Genomic DNA, 20,728 nt, shown 5'->3' on the forward strand with positions numbered 1-20,728 from the left:
CTTTCGGCCGGTGCCGATTGCCGCTAGGGACCTTCGTCTGAATCGGCGCCGGCGACTGTCCACTTTTATGCGCGATGCCTGAACTTAGCCGCCGCCTCTTCGACGACATGGCTGAGCAAGCTGTCGCCGTCCAAGCCTTCGGGCCATACGCCGGCAGCCTGTTCGGACGATGAATCGGGCAGTCGCCAATACGCGAGAAACTCGATGTTGCCTTCGCCTCCCGTAATCGGGGAATACGTCAGGCCTCTCAACTTAAAGCCCAGCGCGTTCGCCGCGGACAACACTTCGCGCAGAACGTTCAGGTGAACGTCAGAATCCCTTACGACTCCCGACTTGCCGACCTGTTCGCGTCCGGCCTCGAACTGAGGCTTGATCAGCGCCACGGTGCCCGCTCCGGGTCCAAGGAGCGGGCGCAGCGCAGGCAGGATGAGCTTCAGCGAAATGAACGACACGTCGATCGACGCGAATGCAGGCGCCGGGCCCGTCAGTTGGTCCGACGTCATATGCCTGAAATTGCAGCGTTCCATCACGCATACTCGCGGATCCTGACGGAGGCTCCAATCCAGTTGATTGTAGCCGACGTCGATCGCATAGACGAACGAAGCGCCGTGCTGAAGGGCACAGTCCGTGAACCCGCCGGTCGACGCGCCGATATCCAACATAACCGCATCCTTCAAATCGATGCCGAACTCGTGAATCGCTTTTTCCAGCTTGAGGCCGCCGCGGCTCACGTAAGGATGGACGGCGCCTTTGACGGTAAGCGCGGCGTCGCGGGGAATTTTCGTCCCCGCCTTATCCACCTGCTCCGTACCGACGAGGACGAGTCCGGCCATAATCGCCGCTTTGGCCTTTTCCCGGCTGTCGAAAAAGCCTTGCTCGACGAGCAGCACGTCGAGACGTTCCTTAGGGATCGTCGTCATCGCCTCAGTTCGCCGTCTGCCGCTGGCGCTTCAGCAGCGCGAACGACCGAAGGTGCTTCGCCGCCTCTTCGGCGGTCAGGCCGACTTCGGCGCGCTGCTCCTTGATCGTCGCATGCTCGATGAAGCGGTCCGGGACGCCCGCGAGCTGTACGGTCGGCTTCAGGCCTTGCTGCGCGTAATGCTCGAGGATCGCGCTGCCGAGTCCGCCCGCAACCGCCGTCTCTTCGAGCACCAGCATCGGCAGGCGCTCCTTTGCGAGCTGCGCGAGCATCGCCGCGTCTAGCGGCTTGACGAAGCGCGCGTTGACGACGCGTACGTTCAGACCTTCGCGCTTCAAAAGCTCCGCCGCTTCTTCGGCGACGTGAACCATCGGTCCGATCGCGAGGATCGCCGCGTAGTCGCCGTCTCTCACGACTTCCCATGAGCCGATCGGGATCGGCGCGAGTTCCTCGTCCATCGCGACGCCTCTGCCCTGCTCGCGCGGATAGCGGATCGCGATGGGGCCGTCGCCGTACGCCACTGCCGTCGCCATCATGCGGCGCAACTCGTTTTCGTCCTTAGGCATCATTAAGACGAGGTTCGGGATATGACGAAGATAAGCGATATCGTAAACCCCTTGGTGCGTCTCGCCGTCGCCGCCGACGAAGCCGGCGCGGTCGATGGCGAAAATCACGTTGGCGTTGTGCCGGCAAATATCGTGTACGACCTGATCGTATGCGCGCTGCAGGAAGGTCGAATAGACCGCATAAACCGGCTTCATGCCTTCCATCGCAAGCGCGGCGGACATCGTGGCCGCATGCTGCTCCGCGATGCCGACGTCGATCATCCGGCCGGGGAATCGCTGCGCGAAGCCGAGCAAGCCGGAGCCTCCCGGCATCGCCGGCGTGATCGCGACGATCCGTTCGTCCTTTTCGGCGAGCTCGATCAGCGCGTTGCCGAACACCTCGGTGTACATCGGCGGGCCGACCGGCTTCAGCACCTGGCCGGACTCGATCTTGTAGGAACCGGTGATTCCGTGCCATTTGTGAGAATCCGCTTCAGCCGGGGAATACCCCTTGCCCTTAACGGTGAGGATGTGGACAAGGACGGGACCTTCGCATTTATCCGCTTGGCGGAACGCTTCGATCAGCTTTTCGGTATCGTGGCCGTCGACCGGTCCGAGATACTTGAGCCCGAACTCTTCGAACAGGATGCCAGGAACGACCAGATACTTCAGGCTGTCCTTGAGCCGCTCGGCCGTCTTGGCGAGCTTGCCGCCGATCGCCGGCACCTTGCGCAGCAGCCACTCGAACTCGTCCTTCGCTTTGCGGTACGTCTTGTCGCTGCGGACTTTGCCCAAATAGTTGTGAAGCGCGCCTACGTTAGGCGCGATCGACATCTCGTTGTCGTTCAGAACGACGGTGAGCTTGCGCTTTTCATGGCCGATATGGTTGAGCGCCTCGAGCGCCATACCGCCGGTGAGCGCGCCGTCCCCGATGACCGCGATCACCTTGTTGGACCGCCCCTGCATATCGCGCGCGAGCGCCATGCCCATCGCTCCGGACAGGGAGGTGCTGCTGTGGCCGGCCTCCCAGACGTCGTGCTCGCTCTCCGCGCGCTTGACGAAGCCGCACAGTCCGTCCTTCTGCCGAAGCGTGTCGAACCGGTCCATGCGTCCGGTCAGCATCTTGTGGACATAAGCCTGATGACCCACGTCGAACAAAAACTTGTCGGTCGGGCTGTCGTACAAGTAATGCATCGCGAGCGTCAGTTCGACGACGCCTAAGTTAGGCGCCAGATGCCCGCCCGTAACGGACAGCTTTTCAATTAGGAATTGTCTGATCTCTTGGGCCAACTGAGGAAGCTCTGACGTGGACAGCCGCTTCAGGTCGGTTGGACTATGGATGCTGTCGAGCAGCAATAGGAATTCCCCGCTTTCCAAAAACGATTGCTATGTTGAATTTAGTCAACGCATCACGATTCGTCGATTTTAGTCTAAACGTATTATAACATACTGACCGTTTAAAAACTCCTCCGCCCCCCCTAATCCCTCCCATTTGCATACGAATCTGCAAGCCGTCCGCTGTCATGACCGTTACTTAAAGACTATCCTTATGTATAAAAAAACTGCGCGCCGATTTCGGAGCGCACCTATCGTACATTTTTACCCAACATCCCGTCTCGCTAAACAAGCAAAAAAGCATCCCCGCTTCGGTCCCGGATAGCCGATGACCGATGAGAAATGCTTCGTTGGGCGGATATGAACTTGCCCATTCGCTTATTAGTTATCCCTCGAGATCAGCCGCATTGCGATCTGCTCCAGCCGTCCGCTGTCGGCCAGCTCCGCCGATCTGACGGCTGAGATCGCTTGCTCCGTCAGCTCTTCGACGCGCCTGCGGCTTTGCTCGAGTCCGATCAAATAGGGGTATGTGACTTTGCCCTGTCGCTCGTCGCTGCCCACGGGCTTGCCCAGCTTGTCTTGATCGCCCGTAATATCGAGGATGTCGTCTTGGATCTGAAAGGCCAAGCCGACGTTCGTGCCGAAGCGGGCTAGCGCCTCTAGTTGCCGATCGGTGGCGCCGGCCGCATGCCCGCCCGCCCGCAAGGAGAACGCGATGAGGTCGCTCGTCTTGTGCAGGTGGATATGCTCGAGCTGGTCAATGGACGTGATCCCTTGCGCGCCTTCCATATCGTCGGCCTGTCCGCCCACCATGCCCGGAAACCCCGCCAGGCGGGCCAAGTCGCGGACGACGGCCAGCGTCCGCTCGGCCGGCACGCCAATCGCCGCCGCTTCGGACGCGACATAAAAGGCGTGCGTCAGCAGGCCGTCGCCGGCCAGGATCGCAGTCGCCTCGCCGAACACTTTATGATTGGTCGGGATGCCCCGCCTGTAATCATCGTTATCCATAGCGGGCAGATCGTCGTGGATCAATGAGTAGGTGTGCACCATTTCCACGGCAACGGCGAAGGGCATCGCCAGGCTCGCCGCCTTCTCGTCGCCGTGAACGGCCTCCGCCGCAGCCAGCACGAAAATCGGACGAAGACGCTTGCCGCCTGCGGCAAGCGAATAGATCGCGGCTTCCTTTAGCCTTTCGTTCACGCGCCAATCTCCGGGTATCGCATTTTCGAGCGCCTGCTCGACCATCGTCCTTCGGGACGCCAGATAGACCGATATGTCTTCCGTCTGCACCTTTTCGATTACTCTCCTTTGCCGCCTGCCTCGCTCTGCTGCGGAGCGAAAGGCTTGCGCTGCAAGCCGTCTCCGTCCTCCATCAGCATCTCGATCCGGCGCTCCACCTGCTCCAGCTTCTGGCCGCACAGCCTGGACAGCGCCATGCCTTCCTGATAGAGCTCGATCGCCGCTTCAAGCGGCACGTCTCCGCTCTCCAGCTTGGATACGATGCCTTCGAGCCTTTCCATCGCTTGCTCGAAGGAAAGCGCCGTTTCCGATTCATGACTCACTCGTATTCGCCTCCCCCCTGCACCGCCGATACGCTGCAAGACAGCTTGCCGTCCGCCAGCCGCACGACGAGTCTGTCGCCGACCTTCGTATCGCGCACGGACCTAAGCAATTTTTTCTCTTCTTCGTCATAAGTCAAGCTGTACCCGCGCGCCATGACCTTAAGCGGGCTGAGCGCGTCGAGCTGACGGATCGCGGAGCCGAAGGCGCTCCGTCCGTCCCGCACGATGCCGCGCATGGCCGCGGTCAATGCTTTTGCCGCGGCTTCCTTGCGTTTGCGCGCGTAAAGCGCCTGCTCGGTCGGGCTCGAGCCGGCCAGCCGGCCGTTCAGGCGCGCGAGCCGCTCCCGGCTGCGGTCGGCGAGCGCGCCGGTCCGGTACCCAAGCCTGTCCCGAAGCCGATCGAGCCGTTCGGCCGAAGCGAGCAGCGAACGCCTAGGCTGCGTAAAGTAAGGCGATCTGGCGGCATGACGGTATCGTTCGCGCGCGCGGCCGAGCTGGCTGCCGAGCGAGCGCGCCATCCGCTGCTCCAGATGGCCGAGCCGCTCTTGCAGTTCGGCGATATGGGGCACGGCCAGCTCCGCCGCGGCGGTTGGCGTAGCCGCTCTGAGATCGGCCGCGAAGTCCGCGATCGTGAAGTCCGTCTCGTGGCCGACGGCCGAGATGACGGGAATCGCCGACGCGCGAATCGCCCGCGCGACCGCCTCCTCGTTGAACGCCCACAGCTCCTCGAGCGAGCCTCCGCCGCGACCGACGATCAGCACGTCCGTCTCGGCGAGCCGGTTCATCGCCTGGATCGCCTTCACGATCGACGGCGCAGCCCCCGTCCCCTGAACCGAGACCGGATACAGCACGATCGCCACCGATGGATGCCTGCGCTGCAGCGTGATGATGATATCCCGCACGGCCGCTCCCGTCGGGGACGTGATGATGCCGATCGATTTCGGATATTTAGGAATAGGACGCTTGATCGCCTCGTCGAAAAGCCCTTCCCCGTGAAGCTTCTTCTTGAGCTGCTCGTAGGCGAGGAACAGGCTGCCGATGCCGTCCGGCTGCATGGCGGTCACGTAAAATTGGTATTGACCGTCCCGTTCGTACACGGACACGCCGCCCCGCGCGATGACCTTCATGCCGTCCTTGGGCCTGAAAGGCAAGCGCTGATTGTGGGACGCGAACATGATGCTCTTGAGGCGTCCGCTCTCGTCCTTCAGCGTGAAATACATATGGCCGCTAGAATGATGGGTAAAATTCGAAATCTCCCCGCGCAGCCAAATATCCTGAAGCTTGGGGTCTCCCTCGAGCTTCATCTTGATGTAGCGGTTAACGTCCCGAATGCTGAGGACGCGGGCCGGTTGGTCCATCATGTCCTCGCCCCCGTCCTATTCGATGCCGTGCGCGGCCTTCGCCGACTTCAGCGTGTTCAGCATGAGCATCGTGATCGTCATCGGTCCGACGCCGCCCGGCACTGGCGTGATCCAGCCGGCGACCGGCGAGACATCTTCATAATCGACGTCGCCGCAAAGCTTGCCGTCAGGCAGTCGGTTGACGCCGACGTCGATCACGACCGAGCCCGGCTTCACCCAGTCGCCTTTGACGAGCTTCGGCACGCCCACGGCGGCTACGACGATGTCGGCGCCGCGGACGACCGCAGGCAAATCCGGCGTGCGAGAATGGCAGATCGTCACGGTCGCATGCTCCCGAAGGAGCAGGATCGACACCGGCTTGCCTACAATGTTGCTGCGGCCGATAACGACGGCATGCTTGCCCGCCGGATCGTTGCCCGTGCGCTTCAGCAGCTCGATGACGCCTGAAGGCGTGCACGGCTGGAGCGCATCGTCGCCGATGAGCAAATTGCCCACGCTGACCGGATGGAAGCCGTCGACGTCTTTTTCCACCGAGATGGCGTCGATGACCGCCTTCTCTTCGATATGCTTGGGCAGCGGCAGCTGCACGAGGATGCCGTTAATATCCGACTGCGCATTAAGCCGCGCGATGAGTGACAGCAGCTCCTCCTGCGTCGTCTCCGCAGACAAGCGATGCACCTCGGAGTAGAAGCCGAGCTCCTCGCACGCCTTCGCTTTGTTGCGGACGTATACTTGCGAAGCCGGATCTTCCCCGACCAGCACGACGGCGAGTCCGGGACGCACGTCCTTCGCCTTCAGGGATTCCGTCTCCCGCTTGATCTCTTCGCGGATCTCGGCCGCGATTCGCTTGCCGTCTATGATCTGCGCGCTCATGCCTGTTCCTCCCCTTCGGAAGCGGGTTCCGACCCGGCTTCTTCTTCGGCGGCGTCTTTGCCTTTCGTTTGGCCGCGCTCGCGAATCAACCGCCCCAGCACGCCGTTGACGAACTTGCCGGATTCGTCCGTGCCGAAGTGCTTGGCCAGCTCGATCGCTTCGTTTACGGCGACTTTGGCTGGCACGTCCTCGCGATGATTCATCTCATAGGCGGCCAGCCTTAAAATCTGCCTGTCTACCCTGGACAGCCGATCGACCTGCCAGCCGGTCAGGTACCCCGCCAACTGAGCGTCCAACGCATCCTGATTCGACTTCACGCCAAGCACGAGCTCGCGCGTAAAGCCGTCGACGGCTGCCAGCTCCGCGACCTCCGTCTCCATCTCGTTGTCGCCCTTCGCTTCTTCCATTACGGCATCGACGGCTTCTTGCGCCGACACGCCGTTCATCTCCATCTGGTACAGGCTTTGTACCGCAATCTCTCTCGCCAATCTGCGCTTCATGAATCCTCCCGAATTAAGTCTTAACTACGTCCGCCGGGCCACCTGTCGGACAGCCATTCCGTCAGTCTGCCCCAATGAAAAAGCGGGCCCCGCCGCTCGTCGCGCTGCTTGCCTATGGCAAAACCGATGCCGACGAGCAGCGCGCAGAACAGCATGTCCCAGAATCCGACGATTAAATAAATAAGGCCGCAAAGCATGCCGGCGGCTACGCCCAGCGTCCGGCCGCCGTAATTTTCCCACCATATTCTCCACATGGATGGCAAGGCCCCCTATTCCACGCGGCTTTTGAACGTCGTCGGCGCCTGCGTTACGTTAGCGATATACACGGTCACGTCCGAAACGGGAATACCGGTCGTCTCTTCGATCTGCTGGGACACCGTGCGCTGCATATCCTCGGACAATGTCGGGATCGAGCCTTCCCCGTCCACGAAAGCGCGAATCGTAATATGCAATCCGGCTTCCGCAACCCGCACGCGAGCGCGAAGATCCTTGACGCCCTTCGAACGGGACGCCGCCTTCAGCGCCAGATTCTCGACCGTCTCGATGGAGATCTGGATATCCCCGTGCTCCGTCCGTTGGTTGATCGTCGGAGCCGCCGCGTTCAAACGTCCGACGGACAGCACGAGAAAACGGAGGCTGATCAGAATCAGTACGGCCGCCACTACGATTACGCCGATCTGCAGCGGACGATAGTCGCCGGTCGTCTGGTCGACGACTTCGGTCAGCCATTCCATCGAAAAAGCGCCGAGCGCTACCGCGACGACAAAAGCCGAGGCGACGACGATCGCCAAGGAATAAATGAATAGCAGCAGCCTGTCCCATACTTTGAACACGTAACCGACTCCTCCTGTCATGAACCTATCCTGAACGCCGAACAGCCTATATGGTCGAAAAAGCGCCCGATGCGCCCTCCCTCGTAAGGTCAGGCCATCAAGGCGCCGTCACCCGCAATTCCAAGAGAGACGACTGCCGTGTCCGGCAGACGCCGGCGTCATCTCACGCGCAGTTGCCCATCTTCCTCTTCGATCTTGTCCGCCGGCTTGAACAGCACGTCATGGACATGGACATTCACTTCGACGACGTTCAGGCCGGTCATCGTCTCGATCGAGCGCTTGACGCCGTGCTGAACTTCCGAAGCGATCTCCGTGATCCGCCTGCCGTACTCGACGATGATCGATACGTCGATCGCGGCTTCTCTTTGACCCACTTCTACCTTAACGCCTTTGGACAAATTTTTGCGCCCCAGCAGTTCGGCGATGCCCGAGGAGATGCCGCCGCTCATTCCCGCGACGCCCTCCACTTCGACCGTTGCCAGCCCCGCGATAATCTCGATGACTTCCGGCGCGATCTGGATGGTCCCCATGTCGGTTTTCTCGAAGTCTGACACCAATGTTTCCATTCGCTGGTACACCTCCTCGCGTCTTGTCGTCGGCCAGGCCTTCATTATTAATACTATAGCAAAGGCCAAGAATTATGACAAACCTCCGTACGCGCCTCGAAAGAAGGACGCAGCGCGCCCGCCGGTCTTCGGCCGATCCTAGAAGGTTTAGGCTTCGCCGTACGGCGCGTCGACGTCATGCTCCTCGAGGAACTTGATATCGAACGTGCCCTTGTTGAAAATCGGATGGTTCAAAAGCTTCAGATGGAACGGAATCGTCGTCTTGACGCCTTCGATCATGAACTCGCCGAGCGCCCTGCGCGCTCTCGCGATCGCTTCTTCGCGCGTCGGTCCCCACACGATGAGCTTCGCGATCATCGAATCGTAATGAGGCGAGATCATATAACCTGGATAAGCGCCGCTGTCTACGCGCACGCCGGGACCGCCCGGGGGCAGGTAGAACCCGATTCGGCCCGGCGAAGGCATGAAGCCGCGATCCGGATCCTCGGCATTGATGCGGCACTCGATGCTCCAGCCGTCGAAGCGAACCTCTTCTTGCGTAAAGCTAAGCGGGCGGCCTTCGGCGATGGAGATCATTTCCTTGATCAGATCGATGCCGGTGATGAGCTCGGTGACGGGATGCTCGACCTGGATCCGGGTGTTCATCTCCATGAAGTAGAAGTTGCCGTCCGGTCCGAGCAGGAACTCGATCGTCCCGGCGCCCGAATAGTTAACGGCGCGAGCGGCGCGCACGGCCGCTAGGCCCATGCGCTCGCGCAGCTCGGGCGTCATGACCGGGCATGGCGCTTCTTCCACCAGCTTCTGGCGGCGGCGCTGCACGGAACAATCGCGCTCGCCGAGATGGCAGACGTTGCCGTGCTTGTCCGCGATGATCTGAATTTCGACATGCTTCATGCCCGTCAAATACTTCTCCAGATATACGCCGGAGTTGCCGAACGCTTTTTGCGCCTCTTGCTGCGCCGTGGAGATCTCGCGAACGAGCATCTCCTCGTCGTCGGCGAGGCGAATGCCCCGCCCCCCGCCGCCAGCGGTCGCCTTGATGATGACCGGGTAACCGATCTCCCTCGCGACGCGAACGGCTTCGTCGATATCCTCCACAAGCCCGTCGGAGCCCGGAATGACCGGCACGTCGGCATCCTTCATCGTCTGCTTGGCGACCGCCTTGTCCCCCATCCGGCTGATCGCTTCGGCGGAAGGGCCGATAAATACAATATTGCACGTCTCGCAGATATCCGCGAAATCGGCATTTTCGGAAAGGAACCCGTAACCCGGGTGAATCGCGTCGCATTCGGTAAGCGTGGCGACGCTCATGATGTTCGTGAGATTCAGATAGCTGTCCTTGGAAGCGATCGGTCCGATGCAGTAGGCTTCGTCCGCAAGCTTCAGGTGAAGGGACTCGCGGTCTCCTTCGGAATATACGGCCACCGTGGAGATGCCGAGCTCGCGGCAAGCGCGGATGATGCGCACGGCGATCTCGCCCCGGTTGGCCACCAGAATCTTATGGATATTCAAAGCACAAGTCCCCCTTCGTAGTTCCGGCCGCCGGGGTACGGGGCCGGAAATAGCGCGCGTTATTCCGGTTTGACGAGGAACAGCGGCTGCCCGAATTCGACGAGCTGGCCGTTCTGCGCCAGTACTTCGACGATCTCGCCCTTCACTTCGGCTTCCAGAGGGTTCATCAGCTTCATCGCTTCGAGAATGCATACGACCGTCTTGTCATGGACCTTGTCGCCTTCGTTAACGAACGACGGCGCGTCCGGAGACGGCGCGCGGTAGAACGTGCCGACCATCGGCGACACGATCTGGTGCAGGCCGGACAGGTCCCGGCCCGCAGGCTGCGACGCTTCGGACGGCGCGGCCGCCGCGGCAGGAGCCGGAGCCGCCGCCTGTACGTATGTATGAGGGACCGCAGCCGCGGTCTGTACGTTCACGACTTCCGTGCGTCCGGGTTTGCGGATGGAGATCCTCGCGCCCTCGTTTTCGATCTCGAGCTCATGCACGGAGGTTTGATCCACGAGTTTGATTAATTCTTTGATTTCGCTAAGTTTGAACATATTCGCCCTACGCTCCTTGGCTGTCTCATTTGCCGTATGAAATCCAAGCGGCCTCGCCGCCCTCGTTCAAAGGGCAATTAAAGCAAGCCGCCGTCCATACTGAGCCGTCGTACGGCCCGATCTCGTCTTCGTATGAATAGCAAAGCCTGTACGTACCCATAACGGACTCATTATAACATAATCGAAAGAAATGGAAAGAGCCGGCCCGCCGGCCGGCTCTTGGCCGGTTGCCCGGCGCGCGAATTCGGATTATTGGATAAACTGCACGGAAACGGCATCCGGCTTTACGCTAAGCTCTTTGGTCGCGAGCTTGACGATCTTGACCGCCTGCTTCGAGTCGAGCGCGTCCGCCTGCACGATGATCTCGAACTTGTCGCCCTCTTGCTTGACGACCGCGTTCTCGTAGTCGGACACCAGTTTGTCCTGCAGGCTTGCGATGCGCTCTTCGGTCGCGGTGATGCGGCCCTGCTCTTCGACCGCGGCGGCGGCTTCGTCCTGCGACTTGGAGCTGTCGGCGACGATCTTATCCAAGTCTTCGTAAGCTTTGGAAGCCGCTTGTTCGCGTTCGAGTTGAATCTGGTCGAACTGCTCGCGCGCGGAGAGGTTGTTCATGCCCTTCAGCACTTCCTGGTCCGCGGGCGATACCGCGGATTGGCCGTCCTTGCCCGCGTCCGGAGAAGCGGCGGCTTCCTTGTCCGTTCCTTTCGACGCATCCGGCGAAGCCGAAGTCTCTTTATTCGGCACTGCCGAAGCGTCCGGCGAAGCAGACGCTTCCTTGCCCGGCGAGGCTGTGCCGTCCGTCGAAGCGGACTTGCCGCCGCTCGCCGCCGCAGCGCCTTCGTCGCTTAGTCCGCCGGCGCCGTCGACGGAGGTAATCTCGATGCCGTCGTCATCCGCCGCGCCGGTCACGCCGGTCGCGTCCGTGGCCATTTTCTGTTCCTGCGCCGTGCGATCGGGTTGCGTGACGTCCTCGGTGAACAGATAATAAGCGGAAAGGATGACCATAAGCGAGAGCATCGAGACGAGCCAGATCGTTTGCCGTTTGTTGTTCATTTGTTTTTGACCTCCTGCGTATTGGGGATTGGGAATTGGGAATTGGGCTTGCCTAGCAATTCCTTACTTGGCGGTGCGCGGCATGACCGAAACGCGATGGATCGGCACGTCCAATCCGGAGGCGACCGCCTCCGAGATCATCCGGCGAACGGTCGCGTTCTCCGCGCCTTTCGCCACGATCAGCACGCCTCTTAGCCGGGGCTTGATCTTTTTTCACGACGATGGGCGATTTGCCGCCCGATACCTCGTATAACACGACCTGACCGTCCTGCGTGACGTCGGTGATATGTCGTCTTGCGCCGTTTTTGTCCGTTTCGTCGGTAATTTGCTGGGTTTTCTTTTCGTTCAGCTGCACGACCGTCTCTTCCGTCGAATCGACCGTCACCATGACGTCCGCCGTGCCGACGCCGGCGATTTTCTCCAGCATTTCCTTCAGCCGGATATCGAGCTGGGTCTCGATCTCGGCGAACGGATCGTCCTTGCCTTCTCCCGTTCCCAGAAACGTCTCTTGCTGCGCCGGCTTGTCTCCGTCGCCCGGCGGCACGGCGCCATCCCCGTCAGGGGGCGTCACGGGCTTCATCTTGATGAACGAGGAGGCCAGAATGAGCGCGGCGCCGACAAGCCCGATCAAGATGAGCCAGCGAAACGTCTTCACCCGCTTGGGGCCGCCGGGCCCGCCTCCGATATAGGTTTCCAGCTTCTGCAGCCACTTGGCCATATTTCTCGCTCCTCCTGTCATCCGCCCGTTGCCGCGACCTCGATCTTGGACGTCCCGATCCCGAACCTTCCGGCGATGAGCGCCGCGATTCGTCCGTACCGACCGTCGTCCGCCGCTGCCTCAACTGTCTGCGCTGCAGCCGGCACCGAACGGACGCCGTCTTCTTGGCTCCGGTCATCCGTATCCGTTCCGACCTCGATGTCGACGACGACCGGGGGAGACGGTCTTCACCTCGGCGATCGGCTCGCCGCCTTCCGCCGCGATCCCGGCCTCGGGAACGACCAGCCGAATCTGAACTGCCTCGACTGCCAGCGTTCCGTCCGCAGCCTGCTCCGCCGAAACCTTGACCGAATCGACCTTGACGTCCTCTTCCTGCTCGACGACTGCCTTGATCCGGGCCTCGAGCCCCGCTACGGCAAGCTGGGCAGCCTGTTCGTCCCTGCCGGCTCCGATCCGCTTCGCTTCCGCCATGATGGCCTCAAGCTGGCTGCCGTCTTCGCCGCCTACCGGCTCCCGCTCCGCCCACTCGATGCCCGCGGCCAGCTTGGCGTCCATGTCTCCCTGAATCCAGGATAGCAGCGGTCCGGCGAGCGTCAGCAGGATAAAAAGTCCCGCCACCAGCCGCACGTAACGCTGCATCGTGCGGTTAGGAAGCAGCAGATCGATCAGCGCGGCCAGCAGGACCGCGGCCACGACTTGGCGGAGCCAGCCGCCGAGCGCTTCCATCAAGGTATTCGCCTCCCCCTCCGGAACGCCGTCCGGCTCATCTCATCAAAATGGATGCGTTGCCCGCCGTCAGCACGATCGTCACCGCCAGAAAAAACATAAGGCCTACCGACGCGAGCGCGGCGAATACGTAGACGAGCGTTTTGCCGATGACCTGGAGGCATTGCACGATCGGCGTGTCGCCGAGCGGCTGGAGCACCGCCGCGGACAATCGGTAGATCAAGGCCAGCGTCAGAATCTTGACGGCCGGGAAGGCGCACAGAAAAATCAGGATGACGACGCCCGCGAGGCCGACCGCGTTTTTGACCAATAGGCTCGCCGACAGCACGGTATCCGCTGCGTCCGAAAACATGCGGCCGACGACGGGCACGAAGTTGCCGGTGACGAACTTCGCCGTCCGAAGCGCGACGCCGTCCGCGATCGCGCCGGTAGCGCCCTGGATCGACAGCACGCCGAGGAACAAGGTCAGCATCGCGCCGAGAAGGCCGACGGAGGCCGTGCGGAGCAGATTGGCCAGCTGCGTCACCTTAAATCGCTCGGACACCGTGCTGGCCAGATGCAGAACCGCCGAGAAAAACAAGAGCGGGAACACGACGAGGTGGATGACGGTGCCGATCGAGTGGACCATGAACACGATGACAGGATGCAAGACGGCGACCGTCGTCACGCCTCCCGTGCTCGCCAGCAAGGTCAGCAGGAGCGGCACCATCGCCAGCATGAACTGCACCATCCCCGCGATCGCGTCCGCCGCGTAGCCGGCTCCCGTCCGGAAGCTGTTCACGGCGATGATGAGCAGGACCATGTACGCGATCGCATAAGCGACCTGGCTGACGGCCTGGCGTTCGAAGGCGCTCTGCATCGTCTCGAGCAGCATCGTGAAGATGGCCAGCAGGACGATCGTGACGATCAGCTTGCCGCTGTACAGCACTTCGTGAAGGAAAAATCTCGCCAGCGCGAGCAGGACATCCTTGACGCTCCAGCCTTCGCCATCTTTCGGAAACATGAGCTCCCTCAGCGTCGGGGCTTCGCCTTCCGGAAAAAATCCGCCGTAATCGTTTTTGAGCTTGTTCCAGAATTGCTCGATTTGCCCCAGGCTTAGCTCTTCGGTCTGCGACTCCGCCAGCTCGCCGGACAATGTCCCCGGGTCCGTGCCGTACGTGCCGTCTTTGTCCGGCGCGATAACGGCCTCCGATCGAGGCGCATGGGCAGCGGCTTGACGTCCTTCGTCCCCGGCGGCGGCGGCGGCCGTGCGCGGCCAGAACGACAGCAGCATCGCGCACATGAGAAGCGCGAACGGAATCCAGCCTGTCCGCCGCTCGAGCAATCCCGGTCGACTCATCTTTAGGCTCCTCCCCCCGCCGGCAGCAATCCGAGCACCGTCTCGATGATGATGCTGATGATCGGCACCGCCATGACGAGGATCAGCATTTTTCCCGCGAATTCGATCTTGGAGGCGATGCTGTCGAGACCCGCGTCGCGGACGATCTGGGCGCCGAACTCGGCGATGTAGGCGATGCCGATGATCTTGAGCATCGTCTTCAGGTACACGGACTGGATGCCGGAACGGTCGGCCAGCTCTTCGATCATCGAGACGACGCCGCCGATCTTGCCGATCAGCGCGAGGAAGACCGCGATGCCGAAAAAGGTCGCCAGCAGAAACGCGAACATCGGCTTCTGTTCGCGGATGACGAGAATCAGGATGGCCGTCAACAATCCGATGCCGACGATCTGCAAGATGTCCATAAGCGACCGCCTATTGGAACAGGAAGATCGTCTTGATCTCCTGGAACAGATCGTTCAGCAGCCGGACGACCATGAACAGCACGACGACGAACCCGATTACCGTGACCCAGTGCGCCATGTCTTCCTTGTTCATCTGCTTGAGCACGGTATGAATCATCGCGACGATGATTCCGATGCCCGCAATCTGGAAAATCGTGCTCACGTCGATATTCATGAATACGGCCCCCTACTACATCATGAGAATGACGACCAGGGCGGCCGTGAGCACTCCCAGACTTCGGCACAGCTTCTCGTATCTCTGCTGGTCGTCGCGCGCCGCCTGCTCTTCCGCCTGCAGCTGATACATCGCCAGCTTCAGATGCTTCAGCTGGTCCTCCGCGCCGCTCGCGCCGAGCGTCTCGCCGAGCCTCAGCATCGTATCCCGCTCGGGCGGACGCATCGAAGTTGCCGGCCATCCAGCCTTGAAGGCTTGTTCCCAGCAGTCCGACACCGTCTCCCCGGTCCCGGACGCGAGACGGGCGGAAGCCTCCGCGAACAGCGCCGACACCGGCGCCGTCAGCGCCGCTGCGATCCGGGCGAGCGCCCCCGGCAGCGGCGTCTGGCCGTAGCCGATCTCCGTCTCCAGCCGCTGGAGCGCATGGAGCAGCTGACGGATCTGCTTGGGCCGCTGCGCGAACTTCGCGGCTTGCATGAAGCCGATCATCGTGCCCGCGAACAAAATGAGCGCCGCGCCAGCCAGCTTAAGCATGGCGCACCCCGTCCCCGTTCGGCGACCGGATGACCGGCACGGATCGGCAGCCCGACGACTTGCGCGCTTCCGCCTCCGCCTCGTCCGCGCCTACGACGCGATGCCTCACGACGCCGCCGGAGCGGGACAGCAGGACGTAGGCGCCGAACATGCCTTCGGCGGCGAGCTCCGCCAGCACGGGCCTGGCGAATACGTCGCGCAGGTCGAGCGCATGCGCGGTCGCGACGACCCGCACGCCCGCATGTAGCGCTTCTTTGAGCGCGTAGGCGTCCTCCGGCCGGCCGATCTCGTCGGCCACGACGACTTCCGGCGACATCGAACGCACCAGCATCATGAGCCCCTCCGCCTTCGGACAAGCATCGAGCACGTCGGTGCGCGGACCGAGATCGAACGCCGGCACGCCTCGGTCGCAAGCCGCGATCTCGGAGCGCTCGTCCACGACGCCGACCTTGCGCCCCCCCAGCGCTGCGCCTGGGGGTGGTACCATTGCCCGGCGCTGATCGAGCGGGCCAAATCCCGAAGCAGCGTCGTCTTGCCTTGTTGCGGCGCGGATACGATCAGCGTATGCTTCACGGTCCGCGCGATCGGATCCAGCAGCTCGGGCAGCAGTCCCGCCGCGCAGCCGGCTCGGGCCCTCGCGATCCGAATATTGAAGCTCGCGACGTCCCGCAGATGGCGAACATGTCCGCCCTCGAGCACCGTGCGGCCCGCCAAGCCGATCCGATGGCCGCCGGCGACGGTTACGTATCCGCGCCTCAGCTCCTCCTCAACCGCGTACAACGAATGGTTCGTCACGCGCTCCAGCAACGCCCTGCAGTCTTCGCGGGTCGGGCGGTAGGCTTCGGCGCTGTCCGTCACGGCTTTCCCTTGTGGACAAACGAATGCCGAGCCGCCTCCGTAGCCGATCTCAAGCGGTCTTCCTTCCCTGACGCGAATCTCCTCGAGCTGCAGCAGCAGCGTCTCCGGCAGCTTTTCCAGCCGCCCCCGCAGACCGGCGGGGAACAGTTCCAGCAACGGCAGCGACAATCGTCCTCCCCCTCTCCGGCGTAAGCAAGTTGTCCTTCGCTCTTCCATGCATATGCTTGGACGCTTCTCTTTTATGCTTGGGAAGTCTCTTTTTCCGTTAATAGATTGGGCGACCCGATTCACTTATTTTTTAAGAATGCCGATGAGCAGGCAAGCGACTCCGGCGCCTATCCAGACTAATTTGACGGGAGAAAGCTTGTCCGACATGCCGACAAGGCCGATCGTCGTCGTGGAGATCAGAATCAACGGTCCGACCAGCGCCAGCATCGCATTTACGCTTAGCGCCTTGGTGACGTCGTTCAGCTTCAGCATGACCAGCGCGGCCGTCAATTCGATGCTCCCGGACAAAATCCGGAGCAGCGCCATGCTGAATACGGATTTATCCAAGCCGCTCTCACCTCCTTTCGCTCGCTCGATTCATGCTCCGTGGTATACGCTATGCGGCGGAGACGGACAACTTGCCTATCTCTGCGAGAAAATGAGAGATTCATTTGAAAACGCGAAAAAGACCCGTCCGAACCCGGACGGGCCTGTCATGTCTTGCTACTACTTCGCTCGCTTCAGCGCTCTAATCTCCGTATCGTGCTCCAGCACGCGGAAGGCGAGCGCTTCGATCGCTTTCCCTTGCCTGGATTGCTCGGTCTGCAACGAATCGAGGGCGATCGCGTGCTCTTCCTGAATGTCCGTCACCTTCGATAACCGATCATTCGTGTCCATGACTGCGGCAGCCACTTGATTCAGCGTCGCCTCCAAGCCGTCCAAGCGCCTGTCAATGCCGTCCAACCGCGCATCCATCCCGTCCAGCCGGTGGTCGATCCCGTCCAGCCTGTTGTCGATGCCATCCAGCCGGTGATCGATCCCATCCAGTCGCCGGTCGATCGCGTCGAACCGCTTGGACATTCCTTTCAACTCTACCAAAATCGTCTCCAGCACCTGCTCGCTCAAGCTCGCTTCCTCCTTCAAGGGATAATACCGCCGACGACAAAACAAATCGCAATTCGACAGGTATGACCTCCATGGGGGCGGAAGGAGGCAGGGACCTTTGCTAAATGAATTTTAGCAAAAGGACTATAAATATCCAATAATAGCTTAAAAAACTAAAATATCATTGACAAGCTTAACGTCTGTCCTGCGGTCCGCCGACGAAAGCCGCATCCGCCGTATCCAGACCGTACGCGGTGTGAAGCGCGCGCACGACTTCGTTCAAAGGCTCGGCCGCGATGACGCAGGAGCACTTGATCTCGGACGTGCTGACCATCTTGATGCTGACGCCCGCTCTCGAGATCACGTCGAACATCTTGGCGGCCACGCCAGGGTTCGACACCATGCCGGCGCCGACGATGGATACTTTTACGAGGTTTTCTTCGTAAGTCGCCTCGTCGTACGGCACCTCTCCGCGAACGCGTTCGATGACGCCGAGCGCCCGAGCGCGATCCGCCAAGGAGACCGTAAACGAGAAGTCCGCCTTGCCGTTCGAAATGCCGCTTTGCACGATGATGTCGACGTCGATCGACTCGTCCGCCAGCGCGCCGAAGATTTTCGCCAGTACGCCCGGGATATCCGCCACGCCTACGATGCTGATGCGGGCTACATTTTTATCAAAAGCGATGCCGCTTACGACGACCCCTTGTTCCATTGCCGCTTCCTCCCTCACGAGCGTTCCTTCATTCTGGGTAAAGCTCGAACGCACCACGAGACGAACGTTGTAGTGCTTCGCGTATTCGACCGCGCGGGGTGCAGCACCGCCGCGCCGAGATGCGCAAGCTCCAGCATCTCGTCGTACGAGATGACGTCCAGCTTGCGCGCGTTCTTCACGACGCGGGGATCGGTGGAATAAATGCCGTCCACGTCGGTATAAATCTCGCACACGTCCGCTTTGATCGCCGCCGCGAGCGCGACCGCCGTCGTATCGGAGCCGCCGCGTCCGAGCGTCGTGATCTCTCCGTCTTCGGTCATGCCCTGGAAGCCGGCGACGATCGCGATCGCCCCGCCGTCAACTGCGGCATGCAGCCGAGTCGGCGTAATCTCGGATATTCTTGCTTTTCCGTGCACCGCTTCCGTCACGATGCCGGCTTGCCAGCCCGTGAACGATCTGGCTTCATGGCCGAGCTTATGAATCGTCATCGCGAGCAGCGCGACCGAGATCTGCTCGCCGGTCGTCAGCAGCATATCCAACTCCCGGGCCGGGGGATTGTCGGTTAATTCCTTGGACTTGTCGATCAGATCGTCGGTCGTATCGCCCATGGCGGACACGACGACGACGACGCGATGGCCCTGCAGCTTTTTGTCGATAATCCGCTGGGCCACGCGCTGCATCCGCTCCGTGGTCCCGACGGAACTGCCGCCGAATTTCATCACGATTAAGGACAACGCGGTTCCACTCCTCATCTACACTGTGCATACAGCAATATATTATAGCATAAGCCCGACGGCCCAGAAACGAAAAAAAATCCTCCGATCCTTGGAAGGACGCGGAGGATTTTGTCGAAATTTATGCGCGGGAGATGTACTTGCCTTCGGTCGTATTGATGAGCAAGACGTCGCCTTCGTTGATGAAGAGCGGCACTTGAACGTTGAGGCCCGTCTCGAGCTTCGCATTCTTGGTGGCACCCGTTGCCGTGTTGCCCTTGATGCCCGGCTCGGTCTCGACGACCTTCAGGTCGACGTTGTTCGGCAGGTTGATGCCGAGAATCTCGCCCTGATAGCTGGTGATGTTGACCGTCATGTTTTCCTTCAGGAAGTTGACTTCCCACTCGAGCTGCTTCTTGTCCAGGTTGAACTGGTCGTAAGTCTCGTTGTCCATGAACGTGTACTCGCTGCCGGAGTTGTACAGGTATTGCACGGCGCGGTTTTCGATATGGGCGCGAACGACGTTCTCCCCGGCGCGGAACGTTTTCTCGATGACGTTGCCGTTGCGCAGGTTCTTGAGCTTGGAGCGGACGAACGCGGCGCCCTTGCCCGGTTTGACGTGCTGGAAGTCGATGACGGTGCACAGATCGTTGTCCACTTCAATGGTAAGGCCTGTCTTAAAATCGTTAACGGAAATCACTGCTAAATTCCCTCCTGTAGGAACGTGGCTCCCTATTCCAGAACGATCAGTTCCTTCGGGGAACGCGTAAGTATTTTAATCCCGTCATCCGTCAGAACGACGTCGTCTTCGATCCGTACGCCGCCGAAGCCCGGTACGTAAATACCCGGTTCGACCGTAACGACATGACCCGGGAGTAAAATCGTATCCGGCGCCGAATAGCTGAGCCGCGGCTCCTCGTGAATCTCGAGTCCGATCCCGTGACCGGTGCTATGGCCGTATTGATCTCCATAACCATACCGCGTGATGATATCTCTCGTCAAGGCGTCGCCTTCCCGTCCGGTAATTCCCGGCTTCAGGTGCGCGAGCGCGTGCAATTGGGCTTCGAGCACGATGCCGTAGATCTCTTTGTGACGTTCCGTCGCCGGACCGACGACGACCGTCCGGGTGAGATCGGAGCAGTAGCCTTTGTAGGATGCGCCGAAATCGAGCGTGACGAATTCGCCCGGCCCGATTATCCGGTCGCTCGCCACCCCGTGCGGCATCGCGGAGCGCTCGCCCGAGGCGACGATCGTATCGAACGACGTGCCCGAGGCGCCCAGCTTCCTCATATAGAACTCCATCTCCAAGGCAATGTCGGATTCCTTCGCGCCTGGCTTGAGGTAGCCGAGAATATGCGAAAAGGTCCGGTCGGCGACGTCGGCGGCTTCCTGTATGACGGCAAGCTCCGTTGCGTCCTTCACGGCCCGAAGCTTTTCAAGCGCCTTGCCCGCGGGCACGAGCTCGACCGGCGCCAGACGCTCCTTCAGCAGCGCGTATTGCGCGTAGCTGACCGTGCCGTCCTCGAACAACAGCCGCTGGACGCCGGCGCCTCTCAGACGCTCCGCGACCCGATCGTAATAACCCGTAGGCGGGTGCTCCGCGACTTCGACGCCTACGGCCTGCGCATTCGCTAGCTCCGTATAGCGGAAATCCGTGAACAGCACGGCGCCTCCGGCCGTCACCAGCACGACGCCCGCCGTACCGGTGAACCCCGTCAGATAACGCCGATTGTGTCCGCCCGTCACCAACATGGCATCACCGCCAAGGCTCGCCAACTCGCCTCTTAATCTTGCGATTCTAGCTTCGCTCATCGATC

Annotated in this window: 24 protein-coding genes and 2 pseudogenes; all 26 read right to left on the minus strand. The window is 61.1% G+C overall.

Translation table 11 applies throughout. The features are described 5' to 3' along the window. Positions 1 to 65 precede the first annotated feature (65 nt). A complete protein-coding gene (locus OMP38_RS02100) occupies positions 66 to 920 on the minus strand; it encodes a TlyA family RNA methyltransferase (protein WP_277563673.1) in 855 nt (284 codons plus the stop codon). A gap of 4 nt (positions 921 to 924) precedes the next feature. Next, complete coding sequence (gene dxs / locus OMP38_RS02105; RefSeq protein ID WP_277563674.1) at positions 925 to 2,820, minus strand: 1-deoxy-D-xylulose-5-phosphate synthase; 1,896 nt, start codon at positions 2,818 to 2,820, stop codon at positions 925 to 927. A gap of 360 nt (positions 2,821 to 3,180) precedes the next feature. Continuing rightward, positions 3,181 to 4,044, minus strand: a complete 864-nt coding sequence (locus tag OMP38_RS02110; RefSeq protein ID WP_277565139.1) for a polyprenyl synthetase family protein — start codon at positions 4,042 to 4,044, stop codon at positions 3,181 to 3,183. A gap of 53 nt (positions 4,045 to 4,097) precedes the next feature. After that, positions 4,098 to 4,361 (minus strand): exodeoxyribonuclease VII small subunit, encoded by a 264-nt coding sequence (gene xseB, locus OMP38_RS02115; RefSeq protein WP_277563675.1) that lies wholly within the window; start codon positions 4,359 to 4,361, stop codon positions 4,098 to 4,100. After that, on the minus strand, positions 4,358 to 5,722 hold the full coding sequence (xseA, locus tag OMP38_RS02120) for an exodeoxyribonuclease VII large subunit (RefSeq protein WP_277563676.1): 1,365 nt from the start codon (positions 5,720 to 5,722) through the stop codon (positions 4,358 to 4,360). Before xseA ends, xseB begins: the two co-directional genes overlap by 4 nt. A gap of 15 nt (positions 5,723 to 5,737) precedes the next feature. Then, on the minus strand, positions 5,738 to 6,595 hold the full coding sequence (folD, locus tag OMP38_RS02125; RefSeq protein ID WP_277563677.1) for a bifunctional methylenetetrahydrofolate dehydrogenase/methenyltetrahydrofolate cyclohydrolase FolD: 858 nt from the start codon (positions 6,593 to 6,595) through the stop codon (positions 5,738 to 5,740). Beyond that, entirely contained in the window at positions 6,592 to 7,095 is a 504-nt protein-coding gene (nusB, locus tag OMP38_RS02130) for a transcription antitermination factor NusB (protein ID WP_277563678.1), read from the minus strand. Before nusB ends, folD begins: the two co-directional genes overlap by 4 nt. Positions 7,096 to 7,115: 20 nt before the next feature. Next, a complete protein-coding gene (locus OMP38_RS02135; RefSeq protein ID WP_277563679.1) occupies positions 7,116 to 7,349 on the minus strand; it encodes a DUF2273 domain-containing protein in 234 nt (77 codons plus the stop codon). 15 nt (positions 7,350 to 7,364) lie between these two features. Next, positions 7,365 to 7,928 (minus strand): alkaline shock response membrane anchor protein AmaP, encoded by a 564-nt coding sequence (gene amaP, locus OMP38_RS02140; protein WP_277563680.1) that lies wholly within the window; start codon positions 7,926 to 7,928, stop codon positions 7,365 to 7,367. A gap of 158 nt (positions 7,929 to 8,086) precedes the next feature. Next, positions 8,087 to 8,494, minus strand: coding sequence for an Asp23/Gls24 family envelope stress response protein (locus OMP38_RS02145; protein WP_277563681.1), 408 nt, complete (start codon positions 8,492 to 8,494; stop codon positions 8,087 to 8,089). 147 nt (positions 8,495 to 8,641) lie between these two features. Further along, complete coding sequence (gene accC / locus OMP38_RS02150; protein ID WP_277563682.1) at positions 8,642 to 10,006, minus strand: acetyl-CoA carboxylase biotin carboxylase subunit; 1,365 nt, start codon at positions 10,004 to 10,006, stop codon at positions 8,642 to 8,644. Between the two features lie 59 nt (positions 10,007 to 10,065). Further along, positions 10,066 to 10,548, minus strand: a complete 483-nt coding sequence (accB, locus tag OMP38_RS02155; RefSeq protein ID WP_277563683.1) for an acetyl-CoA carboxylase biotin carboxyl carrier protein — start codon at positions 10,546 to 10,548, stop codon at positions 10,066 to 10,068. A gap of 249 nt (positions 10,549 to 10,797) precedes the next feature. Further along, a complete protein-coding gene (locus tag OMP38_RS02160) occupies positions 10,798 to 11,601 on the minus strand; it encodes a SpoIIIAH-like family protein (RefSeq protein WP_277563684.1) in 804 nt (267 codons plus the stop codon). 52 nt (positions 11,602 to 11,653) lie between these two features. Then, positions 11,654 to 12,319 carry a stage III sporulation protein AG gene (locus tag OMP38_RS02165; RefSeq protein WP_338130388.1) on the minus strand — a complete coding sequence of 222 codons (666 nt, stop codon included), beginning with the start codon at positions 12,317 to 12,319 and terminating at the stop codon, positions 11,654 to 11,656. A gap of 17 nt (positions 12,320 to 12,336) precedes the next feature. After that, entirely contained in the window at positions 12,337 to 12,465 is a 129-nt protein-coding gene (locus OMP38_RS02170) for a hypothetical protein (RefSeq protein ID WP_277563685.1), read from the minus strand. Positions 12,466 to 12,493: 28 nt separating this feature from the next. After that, positions 12,494 to 13,045: a stage III sporulation protein AF gene (locus tag OMP38_RS02175; RefSeq protein WP_277565140.1), complete on the minus strand. Its 552-nt coding sequence runs from the start codon at positions 13,043 to 13,045 to the stop codon at positions 12,494 to 12,496. A gap of 37 nt (positions 13,046 to 13,082) precedes the next feature. Beyond that, positions 13,083 to 14,384: a stage III sporulation protein AE gene (gene spoIIIAE / locus OMP38_RS02180; protein WP_277563686.1), complete on the minus strand. Its 1,302-nt coding sequence runs from the start codon at positions 14,382 to 14,384 to the stop codon at positions 13,083 to 13,085. A gap of 2 nt (positions 14,385 to 14,386) precedes the next feature. Next, positions 14,387 to 14,788, minus strand: a complete 402-nt coding sequence (gene spoIIIAD, locus OMP38_RS02185) for a stage III sporulation protein AD (protein WP_090113088.1) — start codon at positions 14,786 to 14,788, stop codon at positions 14,387 to 14,389. Positions 14,789 to 14,798: 10 nt separating this feature from the next. Next, positions 14,799 to 15,002, minus strand: coding sequence for a stage III sporulation protein AC (gene spoIIIAC, locus OMP38_RS02190; protein WP_090113099.1), 204 nt, complete (start codon positions 15,000 to 15,002; stop codon positions 14,799 to 14,801). Positions 15,003 to 15,017: 15 nt separating this feature from the next. Next, positions 15,018 to 15,536 (minus strand): stage III sporulation protein SpoIIIAB, encoded by a 519-nt coding sequence (gene spoIIIAB, locus OMP38_RS02195; RefSeq protein ID WP_277563687.1) that lies wholly within the window; start codon positions 15,534 to 15,536, stop codon positions 15,018 to 15,020. Next, positions 15,529 to 16,556: pseudogene (gene spoIIIAA, locus OMP38_RS35460) on the minus strand (stage III sporulation protein AA). The gene spoIIIAB and the pseudogene spoIIIAA overlap by 8 nt, the downstream one beginning before the upstream one ends. A 129-nt stretch (positions 16,557 to 16,685) precedes the next feature. Beyond that, positions 16,686 to 16,949: a YqhV family protein gene (locus OMP38_RS02210; RefSeq protein ID WP_378119216.1), complete on the minus strand. Its 264-nt coding sequence runs from the start codon at positions 16,947 to 16,949 to the stop codon at positions 16,686 to 16,688. Between the two features lie 159 nt (positions 16,950 to 17,108). Next, the gene (locus OMP38_RS02215) at positions 17,109 to 17,507 is read right to left on the minus strand and encodes a hypothetical protein (protein WP_277563690.1); all 399 of its coding nucleotides are present in this window, start codon (positions 17,505 to 17,507) and stop codon (positions 17,109 to 17,111) included. Between the two features lie 172 nt (positions 17,508 to 17,679). Beyond that, a pseudogene (locus tag OMP38_RS02220) lies at positions 17,680 to 18,932 on the minus strand (aspartate kinase). Between the two features lie 121 nt (positions 18,933 to 19,053). Further along, complete coding sequence (gene efp, locus OMP38_RS02225; protein ID WP_277537007.1) at positions 19,054 to 19,611, minus strand: elongation factor P; 558 nt, start codon at positions 19,609 to 19,611, stop codon at positions 19,054 to 19,056. Positions 19,612 to 19,643: 32 nt separating this feature from the next. Further along, a complete protein-coding gene (locus tag OMP38_RS02230) occupies positions 19,644 to 20,723 on the minus strand; it encodes a M24 family metallopeptidase (protein ID WP_277563691.1) in 1,080 nt (359 codons plus the stop codon). Between the last annotated feature and the right edge of the window lie 5 nt (positions 20,724 to 20,728).

Origin of the sequence: Cohnella ginsengisoli (assembly GCF_029525555.1) — a bacterium.
GTDB lineage: Bacteria > Bacillota > Bacilli > Paenibacillales > Paenibacillaceae > Cohnella > Cohnella ginsengisoli.